Source organism: Streptomyces sp. NPDC040589, from assembly GCF_055594445.1.
Genome location: NZ_JBVIWP010000001.1, coordinates 1,210,502 through 1,226,803 on the forward strand (window position 1 = coordinate 1,210,502; position 16,302 = coordinate 1,226,803).

Here is a 16,302-nt window from a genome sequence, read left to right on the forward strand (position 1 = left end):
CCCGCCACCCGGGCGGGATAGCCTGGCCGGGGCGCTCTCCGGAGGCGGACACGATGAGCACGCAGGCCGACCACGGACATGAGCTGGCGCCCCGCCCCCAGCAGACTCCTGACGCCCTGCGCGCGGCCCTCGCCACCGTCGATCCGGCCCGTCTGGAAGAGATGCAGGCAACCAAGGACGACGCGTTCGCCAAGGCGGTCGAATGGCAGTCCCTCAGCCCGGTGCGGAGCTGGGTGCTGACCTGGGCCCGGGACATCGAGATCGCCCGACGCCCCGACCTGTCCACCCGCTACGCCCACGCGAAGACCCACCTGGAACACGAGGACCCCGCCGTCGCCCAGGAGGCGCTGCGTGAGCTGAGCGCCGTCCTGGACGAAGCCATGAAGGCAGTCCGCGAGTGAGCTGGAAATGGGAGTACGCCTTCGGCGCCGACGCGGCCCGAACCGCTCCCACCGGCTTCCTCGCCGAAGTGGAACGGCTTCCTCGCCGAAGTGGAAAGCAAGGCGGAGGAACTGGTCAGAGCCGCCGAAGCCTTACACGTCCACGGACAGGCACATGACGGCGTCGACCCGAAGGGCGGCAACATCATCGTCCCCAGCGGCATGTTCACGTATCAGGTCGTCGTCCCCAGTGAGCGGATCTACGTCGTCCAGTTCACGTATCTGGGCTTCTGACCCTGCCCCGCCCGGATGGCAACCCGCACACAGCAAAAGGGCCCGCACGACCGAAGTCGTACGGGCCCCTTCGAGCCACTCAGGTCAGTGGACCCTCAAGCCAGTCCGAAGACTCACTTGTTGATCTTGGTGACCTGGCCGGCGCCCACGGTCCGGCCACCCTCACGGATGGCGAACTTCAGGCCCTCCTCCATGGCGACGGGCTGGATGAGCTCCACCTTCATCTCGGTGTTGTCACCCGGCATGACCATCTCGGTGCCCTCGGGGAGGGTCACCACGCCGGTCACGTCCGTCGTACGGAAGTAGAACTGCGGGCGGTAGTTGTTGAAGAACGGCGTGTGGCGGCCGCCCTCGTCCTTGGACAGGATGTAGGCCTGCGCCTCGAACTCGGTGTGCGGGGTGACCGAGCCCGGCTTGATGATGACCTGGCCGCGCTCGACGTCCTCGCGCTTGATGCCACGGAGCAGCAGACCGACGTTCTCACCGGCCTGGCCCTCGTCGAGCAGCTTGCGGAACATCTCGATGCCGGTGACCGTGGTGGTGGTCTTCTCGGTCTTGATGCCGATGATGTCGACGGTCTCGTTGACCTTGAGGACACCACGCTCGATACGGCCGGTGACGACCGTACCGCGACCGGTGATCGTGAAGACGTCCTCGATCGGCATCAGGAACGGCTTGTCGACGTCGCGCTCCGGCTCCGGAATCGCGGTGTCGACGGCGCTCATGAGCTCCAGGACCGAGTTGCCCCACTCCTTGTCGCCCTCGAGGGCCTTCAGAGCGGAGACCTTGACGACCGGAACGTCGTCGCCCGGGAACTCGTACTCGGAGAGGAGCTCACGAACCTCGAGCTCGACGAGCTCCAGGATCTCCTCGTCGTCCACCATGTCGGCCTTGTTCAGGGCGACGACGATGTACGGAACGCCGACCTGGCGGGCCAGGAGCACGTGCTCCTTGGTCTGCGGCATCGGGCCGTCGGTGGCGGCGACCACGAGGATGGCGCCGTCCATCTGCGCCGCACCCGTGATCATGTTCTTGATGTAGTCCGCGTGACCGGGGCAGTCGACGTGGGCGTAGTGACGCGTCTCGGTCTGGTACTCGACGTGCGCGATCGAGATCGTGATACCGCGCTGGCGCTCCTCGGGAGCCTTGTCGATCTGGTCGAAGGCCGAGGCCTCGTTCAGCTCGGGGTACGCGTCATGCAGCACCTTGGTAATGGCGGCCGTGAGGGTCGTCTTACCGTGGTCGATGTGACCGATGGTGCCGATGTTGACGTGCGGCTTAGTCCGCTCGAACTTCGCCTTCGCCACTGGGGTCCTCCTGTGGAGTGGTTCTGGTACGCCTTACTCATCGGCGCCAGGATGATCTTTGCTGGAAAGCCCGGGCCCCGGGACATTCTCACCATGATTGTGGCGGAATGCCCCTCAAGGCTCCGGAGTCAAGCCTACGGCGTGTAGACGCGGTGCGTTACTCGCCCTTGGCCTTCGCGATGATCTCCTCGGCGACGTTCCGGGGAACCTCGGCGTAGGAGTCGAACTGCATCGAGTAGCTTGCGCGACCCGACGTCTTGCTGCGGAGGTCTCCGACGTAGCCGAACATCTCCGAGAGGGGCACCAGGCCCTTCACGAGGCGGGCACCGGCCCGCTCCTCCATGGCCTGGATCTGGCCACGGCGGGAGTTGATGTCGCCGATGACCTCACCCATGTAGTCCTCGGGCGTGGTGACCTCGACGGCCATCATCGGCTCGAGCAGCACGGGGCTGGCCTTGCGCGCGGCCTCCTTGAAGGCCTGCGAACCAGCGATCTTGAACGCGAGCTCGGAGGAGTCGACCTCGTGGTAGCCACCGTCGATGAGCGTGACGCGGACGCCCGTCATCTCGTAGCCGGCCAGGATGCCGAACTGCATGGCCTCCTGCGCACCGGCGTCCACCGAAGGGATGTACTCCTTCGGGATGCGGCCACCGGTGACCTTGTTCACGAACTCGTACGCGGCGTCGCCGCCCTCGATCGGCTCGATCGCGATCTGCACCTTGGCGAACTGGCCGGTACCACCAGTCTGCTTCTTGTGCGTGTAGTCGACGCGCTCGACGGCCTTGCGGATCGTCTCACGGTAGGCGACCTGCGGCTTGCCGACGTTGGCCTCGACCTTGAACTCGCGCTTCATGCGGTCGACCAGCACCTCGAGGTGAAGCTCGCCCATACCACCGATGATGGTCTGGCCGGTCTCCTCGTTGGTGTGGACCTGGAAGGACGGGTCCTCCTCGGCCAGGCGCTGGATCGCGACGCCCAGCTTCTCCTGGTCACCCTTCGACTTGGGCTCGATGGCGACCTGGATGACCGGCGCCGGGAAGTCCATGGACTCCAGGATGACCGGGTTCTTGTCGTCGCTCAGCGTCTCACCGGTGGTGGTCTGCTTCAGGCCCATGACGGCGACGATGTCGCCGGCGCCCACCGACTCGATCTCCTCACGCTTGTTCGCGTGCATGCGGTAGATCTTGCCGATGCGCTCCTTCTTGCCCTTGACGGAGTTCAGCACGGCGGTGCCGGACACCAGGCGGCCGGAGTACACGCGGACGAAGGTGAGCTTGCCGAGGTGCGGGTCGCTCATGATCTTGAACGCCAGCGCGGCGAGGGGCTCGTCCTCCGACGGCTTGCGCGCGATGACCTGCTCCGGGTCCTTGACGTCGTGGCCCTCGATGGCCTCGACGTCGAGCGGGGTGGGCAGGTAGCGCACGACCGCGTCGAGCAGGGGCTGGACGCCCTTGTTCTTGAACGCGGTGCCGCAGAACACGGGGGTGACGGTGGTGCCGTCGCTCTTGCCGGACGCGATCGTGATGCGACGGATCGCGGCGTAGAGCTGCTCCACGGTGGGCTCGGTGCCCTCCAGGTACAGCTCCATCAGCTCTTCGTCGTTCTCGGCGACGGCCTCGAGCAGCTTGCCGCGGTACTCCTCGGCAGCCTCGGCGTGGGTGTCCGGGATGTCGACGGTGTCGTACATCTCGCCCTTGGTCGCCTCGGCCGACCAGACCAGGGCCTTCATCGTCACGAGGTCGATGACGCCCTTGAAGTCCGCCTCGGCACCGATCGGCAGCTGCATGACCAGCGGCTGCGCGCCCAGGCGGTCGGTGATCATGTCGACGCAGCGGTGGAACTCGGCACCGGTACGGTCGAGCTTGTTGACGAAGCAGATACGCGGAACGCCGTAGCGGTCCGCCTGACGCCACACCGTCTCGGACTGCGGCTCAACGCCGGCGACACCGTCGAACACCGTCACGGCACCGTCGAGCACGCGCAGGGAGCGCTCCACCTCGACGGTGAAGTCGACGTGACCCGGGGTGTCGATGATGTTGATGGTGTAGTCGTTGTCCTCGAGCGGCCAGTGACAGGTGGTGGCAGCAGAGGTGATCGTGATGCCACGCTCCTGCTCCTGCTCCATCCAGTCCATGGTGGCAGCGCCGTCGTGGACTTCACCGATCTTGTAGCTGACGCCGGTGTAGAAGAGGATCCGCTCGGTGGTGGTCGTCTTGCCCGCGTCGATGTGGGCCATGATGCCGATGTTGCGCACCTTGGCCAGGTCAAGTGAAGTGGTAGCCATAAGGCTTCAGTCTTCTCTCGGTCTCGATGTGGGTAGCGACTACCAGCGGTAGTGCGCGAAGGCCTTGTTGGACTCGGCCATCTTGTGGGTGTCCTCGCGCTTCTTCACAGCGGCACCGAGGCCGTTGGAGGCGTCGAGAAGCTCGTTGAGCAGACGCTCGGTCATGGTCTTCTCGCGACGGGCGCGGGAGTAACCGACCAGCCAGCGCAGCGCGAGCGTGTTGGCACGACCGGGCTTGACCTCGATCGGAACCTGGTACGTCGCACCACCGACACGGCGGGACTTGACCTCGAGGGTCGGCTTGATGTTTTCCAGTGCGCGCTTCAGCGTGATGATCGGGTCGTTGCCCGTCTTCTCACGCAGACCCTCCATGGCGCCGTAGACGATGCGCTCGGCGGTGGAGCGCTTGCCGTTCAGCAGCACCTTGTTGATGAGGGAGGTCACCAGAGGAGAACCGTAGACCGGGTCGATGATGACCGGGCGCTTCGGGGCGGGGCCCTTACGAGGCATTCTTACTTCTCCTTCTTGGCGCCGTAGCGGCTGCGGGCCTGCTTGCGGTTCTTGACACCCTGGGTGTCGAGCGAGCCGCGGATGATCTTGTAGCGAACACCCGGCAGGTCCTTCACACGGCCGCCGCGCACGAGCACGATGGAGTGCTCCTGCAGGTTGTGTCCCTCACCCGGAATGTAAGCGGTGACCTCGATCCCGCTGGTCAGACGCACACGCGCGACCTTACGCAGGGCCGAGTTCGGCTTCTTCGGGGTGGTCGTGAACACACGCGTGCAGACGCCACGACGCTGAGGGGAACCCTCGAGTGCGGGCGTCTTGTTCTTCTCGACCTTGTCCTGCCGGCCCTTACGGACCAGCTGCTGGATCGTAGGCACTACTTCTCCGGTTTCTGTGTGCCGAATGGTGAAGCTAACCTGGAACGTCGCCGACCCACGCGGTCGGGTGTGTCGAATCCCGCGGACTCCCGCCGCGAGGCAGAAAGAAGCGCAGATTGCGGTGGCCGGTAACAGCTCGCGATGCGGTTGATGGCACGCACGAGAGCCAGGGCACACCCCAGGCACAAGGTCTGAGCGTACCTATCGCATTCGCTGCGGTCAAAACAAATGGGTGCCGCCCGCATGGTTATGCGGAGCATGTCAAGACCCCGGGCCGTTGAGCCGGACGTTCATCCGGCCGTTCAGCCAGCCATTCAGCCGATCGCTCATCCCGCCGCGATGGACACCACCGTCAGCAACACCAGGACGAGTGCCCAGCCTGCCGTGGACAACCATCCGAGCACCAGTCCGGTCAGCGCGAGCCCGTCCCCCAACTCGCCCCGGCTGCGGATCTCGGCCCGCGCCACGTGTCCCAGCACGACGGCCGGAATCCCGGTCAGCCCCATCGTCGGCACACACAGCAGACCGCACACGCCCGCCGCGACCGCCTTCCCGTTCGTCGGGGGCCGCGGCACCGGCAGGAACGTCCGCGCCACGGGCACGGCGCCCGTCGACTGCGGCACCGGCCCCTGCGGCAGATCCGCCACGAGCAGCGCCAGCTCCCCCACCGTCCGGGCCCCGTACGCCCGCGCCACCCGCTTCTCGAACTCGTCCCGCTCCATCCGCCCCTCGCCGTACCCGGCTCTGAGCACGTCCACGGTTCGCTCGCGGTCGGCGTGCGAGGCGAGCATCGACGGGACGCCGGCGCCCTGCCAGGGCTGCCAGGACGGATAGGGCGGCTGCGACACGGAGTACCTCCCCGGGAGCCTGAGTCCTTCCATGATGCGCCGAAGGGACGGTTCCGGCATCGGTGCACCCGGGCGAGGCGCCGTTCGTCAGCCACGCGGCCGAATCACGCCCGTTTCCTCCATGGTCGTTTCCAGTACGTTGACGCCAGTACGCCGCCTGTACAGGGCAGGCATCGGCACAGGTGAACGCGGGGGTCGGCGGAATGACCGGGGGGCAGGCACGCGCGTGGGACGACGACGGCGTCCCGTTCCTCGCCCGGCTGGAGCGGGAGGACCGCGCCGCCCTGCTCGCCATCGGCCGCCCCCTCGGCTACCGGGCCCGGGGCGTGATCCTGCACCAGGACGAGCCTTCGGCCCACGTCCTGCTGTTACTGCACGGCTGGACCAAGGTCACGGCGATCGCGGCCAACGGCTACGAGGCTCTGCTCGCCCTGCGCGGCCCCGGCGACATCATCGGCGAGGGCGCGGCCCTCAGCGGTCGCGGCCGCTCGGCGACCGTGACGGCCCTGGAGCCGGTCGAGGCGGTCGTCATCGACCAGAACCGTTTCACCGTGTTCGTCTCGGACAACCCCCGGGTGGCGCTGCACCTGCTGAGCCTGTCCACGGACCGGCAGCGCTCGACCGACCGCCGCCGGCTGGAATGGGCCGCGCTGAGCGTGCGCGAGCGGCTGGCCGTCCTGCTGCTCGAACTGGTGCGCACGCACGGCAACCGGACGGATGAGGGCATCGAACTCACCATCGGGCTCAGCCAGCAGGAGTTCGCCGGTTCCGTGGGCTCCTCGCGCGAGGCGGTGGCCCGGCTCCTCAAGGAGCTGCGGGACCGGCAGGTCGTCGCCACCCGGCGCCGCCGCATCGTCGTACTCCGCCCCGACGTGCTGCGCCGCATCGCCGGTGACGCCTGCGCCTGACGCACATCCCCGCCCGCCGTTCCATGCACACGGTCACATTCCGTCCGTGTCATCGGCCCTGCGGCCCTCGCCCGCGACCCGCCATCGTGCTGGACGACGGACACCGACGTGCGAGAGGCAGCCATGACCGACCCCGTGTACCGCACGATCCTCCTCTTCGACATCGAGCAGTACGGCTCACGCGACGACGTGGAGCAGGCGTTCCTGCGCCGCGTCCTGTGCGACGTCGTCGATGCGACCCTGCTCGACGCCGCCGTCGACGAGACGGCCCGGCTGCGCGCCGACCGCGGCGACTCCGTGATGGAGCTGATCGACACCGCGGTCCCCGTACCCGCCCTGATCAAGACCCTCCTGACCGAGACCCCCGCCCTCCTCCACAACAAGAACCGCCTCCTGGCGACCAGCGCCCGCATGCGGCTGCGCATCGTCCTGTCCTCCGGCTACGTCGCCGTCGACGAACTCGACGGCTGGGTCGGCTCCGACCTCAACCACGCGGTCCGCCTGCTGAACTCCGACCCCCTGCGCGACGCCCTGAAGCAGCGCGAGTCCGACTGCGTGCTGTGCGTGTCGGAAGGGATCTACCAGGGGGTGGTACGGCACGGCCCGCTGGGCGTGCGGCCGGAGGAGTTCCACCGGGTGACGGTGGGGACGAAGGAGGGGCCCACGGTGGCCTGGGTGCACGGAGAGCCGGGCAGCACGCCGGCCTCCCCCGAAGCCCCCGCCGGTGCCTCGGGCACGGACGCACCCGCCCCCCAGCGCTCCGACGTCCAGATCTACGGCGACCAGTACGGTCAGGCCGGCGGCACCCACCACGGCGACCAGCGCTTCGACTTCACCCGTCCTGCGCGGGACGAGCGCCGATGAGCCAGGAGGAGAATCCGGCCGACGCGGCGAATCCGGCCGAAGGGCAGGACGGCGAGAAGAAGCAGCGGGAAGAGGCGGCCGAGGAACAGCCGAGGCAGGAGGCGTGGGCCGCGCGCCGGGACCTGATCGCGCACGCCCCGGACTTCGTCTCCACTCTGGTCGCCCGCGACCAGTTCGGCCAGGCGGGCGGCACGCACTACGGCGACCAGCACTTCCACTTCGGAGGCCGGGCCGAGGCGCCTCTCCCGCTGTCCGGGCCGATACCGCACGCGGAGATCGAAGAACTGAAGGTCGTCTTCCGGGGCTGCCAGAGCTTCGACGAGGCCCTGAAGCGCCTGCGGGACGACAGGCTCGTCATCCTGTCCGGCGGACGCGAGACGGGCCGCCGTACCGCCGCGCTGATGCTGCTGCACCGGCTGGGCGCCGAGCGGTTGCGCTCCCTCGATCCCCCCGCGTCGTTCCCGGAGCTGGCCGACCAGGTGGACGCCTCGGCCGGATACGTCCTGTGCGATCTGCCCGTCAGCCGGAACCGTCCCCTGCGCGAGGCCCAACTGTTCTCTCTTCGCGAGCGGTTGGAGCGCGCCCACGCCCGTATGGTGATCACCGTCGAGCCCTCGGCGGCGCTGGGCGACCTGCCCTCCGTGCGGTGGGAGCCGCCGTCGGCCGAGGAACTGCTGCACGCTCATGTCACTCCGGCGACCGGTGAGTCCGCCTGGCCGGAATTGTGCGGACTGACAGCGGTGAAGGAGTTCCTCACCCGGCACCACCGGCCCGAGGAGATCAGGCAGTTCGCGCTGCGGCTCGTCGCACACCATCGCGGCGAGGTCGACGAGGCGGAGCTCGCCGCCTTCGGCGAGACGGCCGTGGCGACCCAGGTGAACCGCTGGCTCACGGAGGAGAAGCCCGAGCTGCGCGACAAGGCGTTCCTCGTCTCCCTCGCCGTCTTCGACAAGGCGCCGTACGCGGTGACGGCCGAACTCGCCGACGGCCTCTTCGCACGCCTGCACGACATCCAGGATCCGAACGGCCGGCCGCCCATCCCCGTCTTCGGCAGCTCCCGCGAGGAGCGGCTCCGGCTCGCGCACGCCGACGGCTATATGACAGCGGAGGTCACCGAGTGGGGTCCGCTGAAGGGCAGGTTCTGCGCCGCCTTCCGGGACGAGCGGACGGCTCCGATGCTGCTGGAGGAGGTGTGGAACCTCCACCCGTCCGCGCGCCCGGCCTTCGCGGAGTGGATCCGCAAGCTGGCCGATGACCGCCGCCCTCTGGTACGGACCCGGGCGGCGTCGGCCGCCGCGCTGCTGGCCAGGGCCGATCTGTCGTCCGCCATGGCCCACCTCATCGAGCCGTGGGCGGACGGCCGTAAACCGCACGCCTGGCTGACCGCGGCCAACGCCCTCACCATGACCCAGCTGCTGGATGTGCCGGCCGTCTCCCGGATCCTGCACGACTGGTGCATCGGCGACGTCGAGAGCCGCCGCTGGACGGCCATCCGTGCCTACGGCCTCCTGGGGCCGGTGCACCACGAGGAGACCCTGGCGGCACTCGTGGACGCCATGCACCGGCCACCGCCCGCCGAGGCCGCCAGTGTCCAGGAGGACGGGGAGCCACCGGAGGAGGCCCGGCAGCTCGCCGACGCCCTGGAACTCCTCCTCCTCGCCGTACGGGACCCCGTACTGACCGCCCTGGACGAACTCCGCCGCACCGACCGCGTGGTCCGCCCGCACGCCCTGCTCGCCTTCCTCCAGGCCTGCCGGCAGACGAAGGACGAGGACAGCGACCGCCCGCCCGTCCTCGCCTGGTACGCGCGGGCCGCGGCGGCCGAGGACCCGGCGGCCGCCCGGCAGCTGGCCGCGTTCTGGGACGCGCTGCTCACCGACCGGACGCACAACCCGAAGGCCCTCGGCGTCCTGCGCGGCTGGGTGCGCGGAGCCGACGACGACCCGGAGACGGAATCGGCCCTCACCTCGCTGCTCGGCGCCCTCGTCACCACGCCCACCAACCGGCGGCGCGTCAGCCATCTGCTGGGCACGGTCCGCGACTCCAGGGGAGCCGTCACACCGGCCGCGGACCGGCTGAGCAAGCGCCTCGCCCTCGACTGACCCGCCTTCGGAGGCCGACCATGGAACACGACACCGACCCCGTCCGCACCGTCTGGCAGCTGCCGCGCTTCCACCTCGGCGGCCGGCGCTTCATGGGGCGCATCGACCACGCCCTGGTGTGTGTGACCCGAAAGGGCGCGTACGAGACCTTCCCGCCGCCCGACCGTCCCGCGTCCGTGCGGCGGTACGTCGCCGTGTACGAGGTGGACACCGACCCGCACGCCTTCGAGCTGACCGTGCCCCTGCCCAGCCTGGTCGACAGCTTCGAGTTCGAGGTCACGGCCGACGTCGGCTGGCGGGTCACCCACCCGGCGCTCTTCGTCCGCAGCCAGGAGCGGGACGTACCCGGCCTGCTCACACGGGAGCTGCTGCCCCTGATGCGGGAGGCCGGCCGCCGTCACCCCATCGACGCGAGTGCCGAGGCGGAGCGGGCCGTGCAGCGGGCGGTGCGGGACGCGACCTCGCTGGGCCGCGCCCAGGGCCTGCACGTCACCTGCTCCATACGCCTGCGCCGCGACGCCACCGAGCGATCCCACCAAGACCGCCTGCGGGCCGCCCGGCACGAGGTGGAGGCCGCGCAGCCGGAGCACGAGGCGACCCGGCTCCGCGACACCTACGAGGCCGAGCGCAGGGCCGAACAGATCAGGTTCTACGAACGCACCCTGGCCGGGGGCGGTACCGCAGCGCTCGCCCTGCACCTGGCGGCACACCCCGACGAGACCCGGCTCGTCCTGGAACACCTCCAGTCAGGCCAGAACAGGCTGCTGGACACCCAGGTGAACCTGATCAACCAGGCCTTGGACAACAAGCAGCTGGAGGGCTACCAGCTCGATGAGCCGCACAAGCTCATCGCCGAGCGGATGAAGGCGATCCTGCGGACCGCGGACCCGTCCGCCCCACCCGAGGACGACCCGGAGTCCGGGACATGACCCCCTCGGACGATTCCGCGGTGCGGGCGGGCACCCAGCTGCTCGCCGACCTCCGCGGCGAGATCGCCCGTGCCGACGCCAAGGCCACCGTGCTCGTCGGCGCGCTCGGCATCTCGGGGGGCATGCTCGCCGCGCTCCTGACCCAGCGCGGCTGGACTCCCTACCAGCTTCCGGCGCCCGCCGCCGCGCTGTGGTGGGCCGGGGCGGCGGCCCTGGTCGTCGCGCTGTTCGCCCTGCTGCTGGCGGTCATGCCCCGCTACCGGGGCAGCCGTTGGACGCCCGGCAGCCCGCTCACCTACTTCGGCGACGTACGACGAGCCGCACGCGAGGGCCGGCTCACCACGGCCCTCGCGGACACGGGCCGCGACCCCGCTCGTGGCCTTCTGCTCGCCCTCGCCGAGACGAGCGGCATCGCCGCCCGCAAGCACTTCTGGATCCGGGCCGGACTGCTCTCGTTCGGCTGCGCGGCGGTCCTGCTGCCCGGATCGATGCTCCTCGCCTGAACTTCGCCGCTCTGTCCCCCGCACGGGAAGGAAGGCCCATACCCATGTCCGCACCGGTCCCCGACGACGACCTCCCCCGCCGCCCCGGCCGTGTCCACATAGCCGCCCGCCGGCGCGGGGCGGACCTCGCCGCCTTCGGCTCGCTGGTGCTGCACCTGCCCCACGTCACCGCCAGCCTGGCCGTCGTCTTCGTCGTCTCGTACGCCTTGGGCCACCTGAGCGATCTGCCCTGGTGGCTTCTCTTCGGCTGCTGGGTCCTGAGCGGGGCCCTCGTCTTCCACCGGCCGTGCGAGCGGCTCCTGGCCCGGTGGCTGTTCGGCCTGCGCTACCCCACACCGGAGGAGGACGGGCGACTGCGGCCCGTCTGGCGCGAGGTGACCGCCCGGGCCGGAGTGGACGCGAGCGCCTATCAACTCTGGATGGAGGAGAGCGACGAGATCAACGCCCTGGCGGCGGCCGGTCACATCGTCGGCGTCACCAGTCACTCGCTGCGGACCCTGACGCCCGCCCAGCTCGCCGGCGTCCTCGCCCACGAACTGGGGCATCACACGCGCGGCCACGCGTGGTCCTCGCTGCTGTCCCTCTGGTACGCGCTGCCGGCCCGGCTCACCTGGCGGCTGCTGCTCCGGTCGGCCACACGGCTGGACCGGCTTCCGACAGGTGCGGCCGCCGTGGTGATCGGCGTGGCCGGGGCCGTGCTGATCGCGCTGGCGACCGCCACGTACGGCCTGATCTTCCTGCCGCTGGCGACGCCCTACCTGGTGGCCGCGGTCTCCCGGCGGTCCGAGCTACGGGCCGACGAGCACGCGGCGGGGCTCGGCTTCGCGCCCCAGCTGATGGCCGTACTGCACCAGGAGCGCGAGCGGGAGGTAACGGCCACCGCCCCGGGCCTCGCCTTCGACAAGGGCGGAATGATCGCGCGGCTGCTCGACTCCCACCCCGACGTCCACACTCGGCTCCACCGCTTGCAGGCCCATCTGGACGGCCGGCGCTGACACGCCGAAGGGCGGCCACCAAAGGTGACCGCCCTCCGACTCAAGCGACTCGCTTACTGGTTGTACGGACCGTAGTCGTAGTCCTCCAGCGGCACGGCCTGCCCAGAGCCCGTACCGAACGGCGAGTAGTCGATGTCGTCGTAGCCGACGGCCGAGTACATCGCGGCCTTGGCCTCCTCGGTCGGCTCGACCCGGATGTTGCGGTAGCGGGACAGACCCGTACCGGCCGGGATGAGCTTACCGATGATGACGTTCTCCTTGAGGCCGATGAGGCTGTCGGACTTGGCGTTGATCGCCGCGTCCGTCAGGACTCGGGTCGTCTCCTGGAAGGAGGCGGCCGACAGCCAGGATTCCGTCGCCAGCGAGGCCTTGGTGATACCCATCAGCTGCGGACGACCGGAGGCCGGGTGACCGCCCTCCTGGACCACACGACGGTTCTCGGTCTCGAACTTCGAGCGCTCGACCAGCTCGCCGGGCAGCAGCTCGGCGTCACCGGACTCGATGATCGTCACGCGGCGGAGCATCTGCCGGATGATGATCTCGATGTGCTTGTCGTGGATCGACACACCCTGCGAGTTGTAGACCTTCTGGACCTCGCCGACCAGGTGGACCTGGACGGCACGCTGACCCAGGATGCGCAGCACGTCGTGCGGGTTGGTGGCACCCACGGTGAGCTTCTGGCCCACCTCGACGTGCTCGCCCTCGCTGACCAGGAGCCGGGCACGCTTCGAGATCGGGAACGCCGTCTCGTCGCTGCCGTCGTCCGGGGTGACGACGAGCTTCTTCGTCTTCTCGGTCTCCTCGATCCGCACGCGGCCCGAGGCCTCGGAGATCGGGGCGACACCCTTCGGGGTACGGGCCTCGAAGAGCTCGACGACACGCGGCAGACCCTGGGTGATGTCGTCACCGGCCACACCACCGGTGTGGAAGGTACGCATCGTCAGCTGGGTGCCGGGCTCACCGATGGACTGGGCGGCGATGATGCCGACCGCCTCACCGATGTCGACCAGCTTGCCGGTGGCCAGCGAACGGCCGTAGCACATGGCGCAGGTGCCGACGTGCGACTCGCAGGTCAGGATCGAGCGGGTCTTGACCTCCTCGACACCGTGGTGCACGAGCTGGTCGATGAGCACATCGCCCAGGTCCACGTTGGCCGGCGCGATCACCTTGCCGTCGATGACGACGTCCTGGGCGAGCATGCGGGCGTAGACGCTGGTCTCGACGTCCTCGGCCTTGCGCAGGACACCGGTCTCGTCCTTCGAGGCGATCCGCAGCTTCAGACCGCGCTCGGTGCCGCAGTCCTCCTCACGGATGATGACGTCCTGGGAGACGTCGACCAGACGACGGGTCAGGTAACCCGAGTCGGCGGTACGCAGAGCGGTGTCCGCCAGACCCTTACGGGCACCGTGCGTGGAGATGAAGTACTCCAGCACGGACAGACCCTCACGGAACGACGCCTTAATCGGACGCGGGATCGTCTCGTTCTTCGCGTTCGACACCAGACCACGCATACCGGCGATCTGACGCATCTGCATCATGTTGCCTCGTGCGCCCGAGTTCACCATCATGAAGATCGGGTTGGTCTTCGGGAAGTTGTCGTTCATCGCCTCGGCGACCTCGTTGGTCGCCTTGGTCCAGATCGCGATGAGCTCCTGCGTGCGCTCGTCCTTGGTGATCAGACCGCGCTCGTACTGCTTCTGGACCTTCTCGTCCTGCGCCTCGTACCCGCGGACGATCTCCTTCTTCGCCTCGGGAACGACGACGTCGGAGATGGCCACGGTGACGCCGGAGCGGGTCGCCCAGAAGAAGCCGGCCGCCTTCAGGTTGTCGAGCGTCGCCGCCACGATGACCTTGGGGTAGCGCTCGGCGAGGTCGTTGACGATCTCGGAGAGCTGCTTCTTGCCGACCTCGTAGTCGACGAACGGGTAGTCCTCGGGCAGCAGCTCGTTGAAGAGCGCGCGGCCCAGGGTGGTGTTCAGCCGGAAGGTGTCACCCTGCTGCCACTCGGGCTCGCCCTCCTCACGCGCCGGCGGCATCCAGCCACGCGGCGGGATGGTGCCGACCGGGAAGCGGACGTCGATCTTCGACTGGAGCGACAGCTCGCCCGCGTCGAAGGCCATGATCGCCTCGGCGACCGAGGCGAAGGAACGGCCCTCGCCCTTGAGGTCGCGCATCTCGCCGTCGGTGGTGAGGAAGAACAGACCGAGGACCATGTCCTGGGTCGGCATCGTCACCGGACGGCCGTCGGCGGGCTTGAGGATGTTGTTCGAGGACAGCATCAGGATGCGGGCCTCGGCCTGCGCCTCCGCGGACAGCGGCAGGTGGACGGCCATCTGGTCACCGTCGAAGTCCGCGTTGAACGCGGTGCAGACGAGCGGGTGGATCTGGATGGCCTTGCCCTCGACCAGCTGCGGCTCGAAGGCCTGGATGCCGAGGCGGTGCAGCGTGGGCGCACGGTTCAGCAGAACCGGGTGCTCCGCGATGACCTCTTCCAGCACGTCGTACACGACCGTGCGGCCGCGCTCGACCATGCGCTTGGCGCTCTTGATGTTCTGCGCGTGGTTCAGGTCGACCAGGCGCTTCATCACGAACGGCTTGAAGAGCTCCAGCGCCATGGCCTTCGGCAGACCGCACTGGTGAAGCTTCAGCTGCGGACCGACGACGATCACGGAACGCGCGGAGTAGTCCACACGCTTACCGAGCAGGTTCTGACGGAAGCGGCCCTGCTTACCCTTCAGCATGTCGCTGAGGGACTTCAGCGGGCGGTTACCGGGACCGGTGACCGGACGGCCACGACGGCCGTTGTCGAACAGCGCGTCGACGGCCTCCTGGAGCATGCGCTTCTCGTTGTTCACGATGATCTCGGGCGCACCGAGGTCGAGAAGGCGCTTCAGGCGGTTGTTCCGGTTGATCACACGGCGGTACAGGTCGTTCAGGTCGGAGGTCGCGAAGCGGCCACCGTCCAGCTGCACCATCGGGCGAAGGTCCGGCGGGATGACCGGCACGCAGTCGAGCACCATGCCCTTGGGGCTGTTGCTGGTCTGCAGGAACGCGGAGACGACCTTCAGGCGCTTGAGCGCACGGGTCTTCTTCTGGCCCTTGCCGGTGCGGATGATCTCGCGGAGCTTCTCGGCCTCCTCGTCGAGGTCGAAGGACTCCAGGCGCTTCTGCAGCGCCGCGGCACCCATCGAGCCGTCGAAGTACGTGCCGAAGCGGTCACGCAGCTCGCGGTAGAGCAGCTCGTCGCCCTCGAGGTCCTGGACCTTGAGGTTCTTGAAGCGGTTCCACACCTCGTCGAGCCGGTCGATCTCGCGCTGCGCACGGTCACGCAGCTGCTTCATCTCACGCTCGGCACCCTCGCGCACCTTGCGGCGCACGTCGGCCTTGGCGCCCTCGGCCTCCAGCTCGGCCAGGTCGGTCTCGAGCTTCTTGGCGCGGGCCTCCAGGTCGGCGTCGCGGCGCTGCTCGACCTGCTGGCGCTCGACGGAGACGTGGGCCTCCAGCGAGGGCAGGTCGCGCGTACGGCGCTCCTCGTCGACGTACGTGATCATGTACGCCGCGAAGTAGATGACCTTCTCGAGGTCCTTGGGAGCCAGGTCGAGCAGGTAGCCCAGCCGGCTCGGGACGCCCTTGAAGTACCAGATGTGCGTGACGGGCGCGGCCAGCTCGATGTGGCCCATCCGCTCACGACGCACCTTGGCGCGGGTGACCTCGACGCCACAGCGCTCACAGATGATGCCCTTGAAGCGGACGCGCTTGTACTTGCCGCAGTAGCACTCCCAGTCCCGGGTCGGACCGAAGATCTTCTCGCAGAAGAGTCCGTCCTTTTCGGGCTTGAGGGTGCGGTAGTTGATGGTCTCGGGCTTCTTGACCTCGCCGTGGCTCCACTGACGGATGTCGTCAGCGGTAGCCAGACCGATCCGGAGCTCGTCGAAGAAGTTGACGTCGAGCACTATGCGTCAATCCCTCTCAGGGTTGTAAGTCATGGGGTCTGATACGGGGGT

General features: G+C 68.7%; 14 protein-coding genes. 8 read left to right on the top strand and 6 right to left on the bottom strand.

The features are described 5' to 3' along the window. Positions 1-53 precede the first annotated feature (53 nt). Positions 54-401, top strand: coding sequence for a hypothetical protein (locus tag ACZ58V_RS05565; RefSeq protein ID WP_468186913.1), 348 nt, complete (start codon positions 54-56; stop codon positions 399-401). 90 nt (positions 402-491) lie between these two features. Beyond that, positions 492-674 carry a hypothetical protein gene (locus tag ACZ58V_RS05570; RefSeq protein ID WP_468186910.1) on the top strand — a complete coding sequence of 61 codons (183 nt, stop codon included), beginning with the start codon at positions 492-494 and terminating at the stop codon, positions 672-674. 113 nt (positions 675-787) lie between these two features. Here the strand turns inward: ACZ58V_RS05570 and tuf are convergent, their stop codons facing one another. The 5 genes from tuf to ACZ58V_RS05595 all read right to left on the bottom strand — a co-directional run bounded on the left by tuf (position 788) and on the right by ACZ58V_RS05595 (position 5,997). Continuing rightward, on the bottom strand, positions 788-1,981 hold the full coding sequence (tuf, locus tag ACZ58V_RS05575; protein WP_193482362.1) for an elongation factor Tu: 1,194 nt from the start codon (positions 1,979-1,981) through the stop codon (positions 788-790). A 157-nt stretch (positions 1,982-2,138) separates the two neighbouring features. Then, complete coding sequence (gene fusA / locus ACZ58V_RS05580; protein ID WP_189728729.1) at positions 2,139-4,265, bottom strand: elongation factor G; 2,127 nt, start codon at positions 4,263-4,265, stop codon at positions 2,139-2,141. Positions 4,266-4,304: 39 nt separating this feature from the next. After that, a complete protein-coding gene (gene rpsG, locus ACZ58V_RS05585) occupies positions 4,305-4,775 on the bottom strand; it encodes a 30S ribosomal protein S7 (RefSeq protein ID WP_003992340.1) in 471 nt (156 codons plus the stop codon). Positions 4,776-4,777: 2 nt separating this feature from the next. Then, positions 4,778-5,149: a 30S ribosomal protein S12 gene (gene rpsL / locus ACZ58V_RS05590; protein ID WP_003948652.1), complete on the bottom strand. Its 372-nt coding sequence runs from the start codon at positions 5,147-5,149 to the stop codon at positions 4,778-4,780. Positions 5,150-5,475: 326 nt separating this feature from the next. Next, on the bottom strand, positions 5,476-5,997 hold the full coding sequence (locus ACZ58V_RS05595; RefSeq protein WP_468186904.1) for a DUF1707 and DUF4190 domain-containing protein: 522 nt from the start codon (positions 5,995-5,997) through the stop codon (positions 5,476-5,478). Between the two features lie 203 nt (positions 5,998-6,200). On the opposite strand from ACZ58V_RS05595, the gene ACZ58V_RS05600 reads away from it, so the two are divergent. The 6 genes from ACZ58V_RS05600 to ACZ58V_RS05625 all read left to right on the top strand — a co-directional run bounded on the left by ACZ58V_RS05600 (position 6,201) and on the right by ACZ58V_RS05625 (position 12,298). After that, on the top strand, positions 6,201-6,905 hold the full coding sequence (locus ACZ58V_RS05600; protein WP_471288481.1) for a Crp/Fnr family transcriptional regulator: 705 nt from the start codon (positions 6,201-6,203) through the stop codon (positions 6,903-6,905). A 123-nt stretch (positions 6,906-7,028) separates the two neighbouring features. Further along, positions 7,029-7,769, top strand: a complete 741-nt coding sequence (locus tag ACZ58V_RS05605; RefSeq protein ID WP_471288482.1) for a hypothetical protein — start codon at positions 7,029-7,031, stop codon at positions 7,767-7,769. Beyond that, positions 7,766-9,871: a hypothetical protein gene (locus ACZ58V_RS05610; RefSeq protein WP_471288483.1), complete on the top strand. Its 2,106-nt coding sequence runs from the start codon at positions 7,766-7,768 to the stop codon at positions 9,869-9,871. The genes ACZ58V_RS05605 and ACZ58V_RS05610 overlap by 4 nt, the downstream gene beginning before the upstream one ends. Positions 9,872-9,891: 20 nt before the next feature. After that, positions 9,892-10,800: an SPFH domain-containing protein gene (locus ACZ58V_RS05615; protein WP_471288485.1), complete on the top strand. Its 909-nt coding sequence runs from the start codon at positions 9,892-9,894 to the stop codon at positions 10,798-10,800. Continuing rightward, positions 10,797-11,303 (top strand): Pycsar system effector family protein, encoded by a 507-nt coding sequence (locus ACZ58V_RS05620; protein WP_468186889.1) that lies wholly within the window; start codon positions 10,797-10,799, stop codon positions 11,301-11,303. The genes ACZ58V_RS05615 and ACZ58V_RS05620 overlap by 4 nt, the downstream gene beginning before the upstream one ends. Positions 11,304-11,347: 44 nt before the next feature. Continuing rightward, the gene (locus ACZ58V_RS05625; RefSeq protein WP_471288487.1) at positions 11,348-12,298 is read left to right on the top strand and encodes a M48 family metalloprotease; all 951 of its coding nucleotides are present in this window, start codon (positions 11,348-11,350) and stop codon (positions 12,296-12,298) included. 53 nt (positions 12,299-12,351) lie between these two features. Here ACZ58V_RS05625 and ACZ58V_RS05630 read toward each other — a convergent pair whose 3' ends face one another. Further along, positions 12,352-16,251: a DNA-directed RNA polymerase subunit beta' gene (locus ACZ58V_RS05630; protein WP_468186883.1), complete on the bottom strand. Its 3,900-nt coding sequence runs from the start codon at positions 16,249-16,251 to the stop codon at positions 12,352-12,354. Positions 16,252-16,302 lie beyond the last annotated feature (51 nt).

Coding starts and splice junctions, on each gene's coding strand:
- ACZ58V_RS05565 (WP_468186913.1), top strand. CDS start 54: ATGAGCACGCAGGCCGACCACGGACATGAGCTGGCGCCCCGCCCCCAG.
- fusA (WP_189728729.1), bottom strand. CDS start 4,265: ATGGCTACCACTTCACTTGACCTGGCCAAGGTGCGCAACATCGGCATC.
- rpsG (WP_003992340.1), bottom strand. CDS start 4,775: ATGCCTCGTAAGGGCCCCGCCCCGAAGCGCCCGGTCATCATCGACCCG.
- ACZ58V_RS05600 (WP_471288481.1), top strand. CDS start 6,201: ATGACCGGGGGGCAGGCACGCGCGTGGGACGACGACGGCGTCCCGTTC.
- ACZ58V_RS05605 (WP_471288482.1), top strand. CDS start 7,029: ATGACCGACCCCGTGTACCGCACGATCCTCCTCTTCGACATCGAGCAG.
- ACZ58V_RS05610 (WP_471288483.1), top strand. CDS start 7,766: ATGAGCCAGGAGGAGAATCCGGCCGACGCGGCGAATCCGGCCGAAGGG.
- ACZ58V_RS05615 (WP_471288485.1), top strand. CDS start 9,892: ATGGAACACGACACCGACCCCGTCCGCACCGTCTGGCAGCTGCCGCGC.
- ACZ58V_RS05620 (WP_468186889.1), top strand. CDS start 10,797: ATGACCCCCTCGGACGATTCCGCGGTGCGGGCGGGCACCCAGCTGCTC.
- ACZ58V_RS05625 (WP_471288487.1), top strand. CDS start 11,348: ATGTCCGCACCGGTCCCCGACGACGACCTCCCCCGCCGCCCCGGCCGT.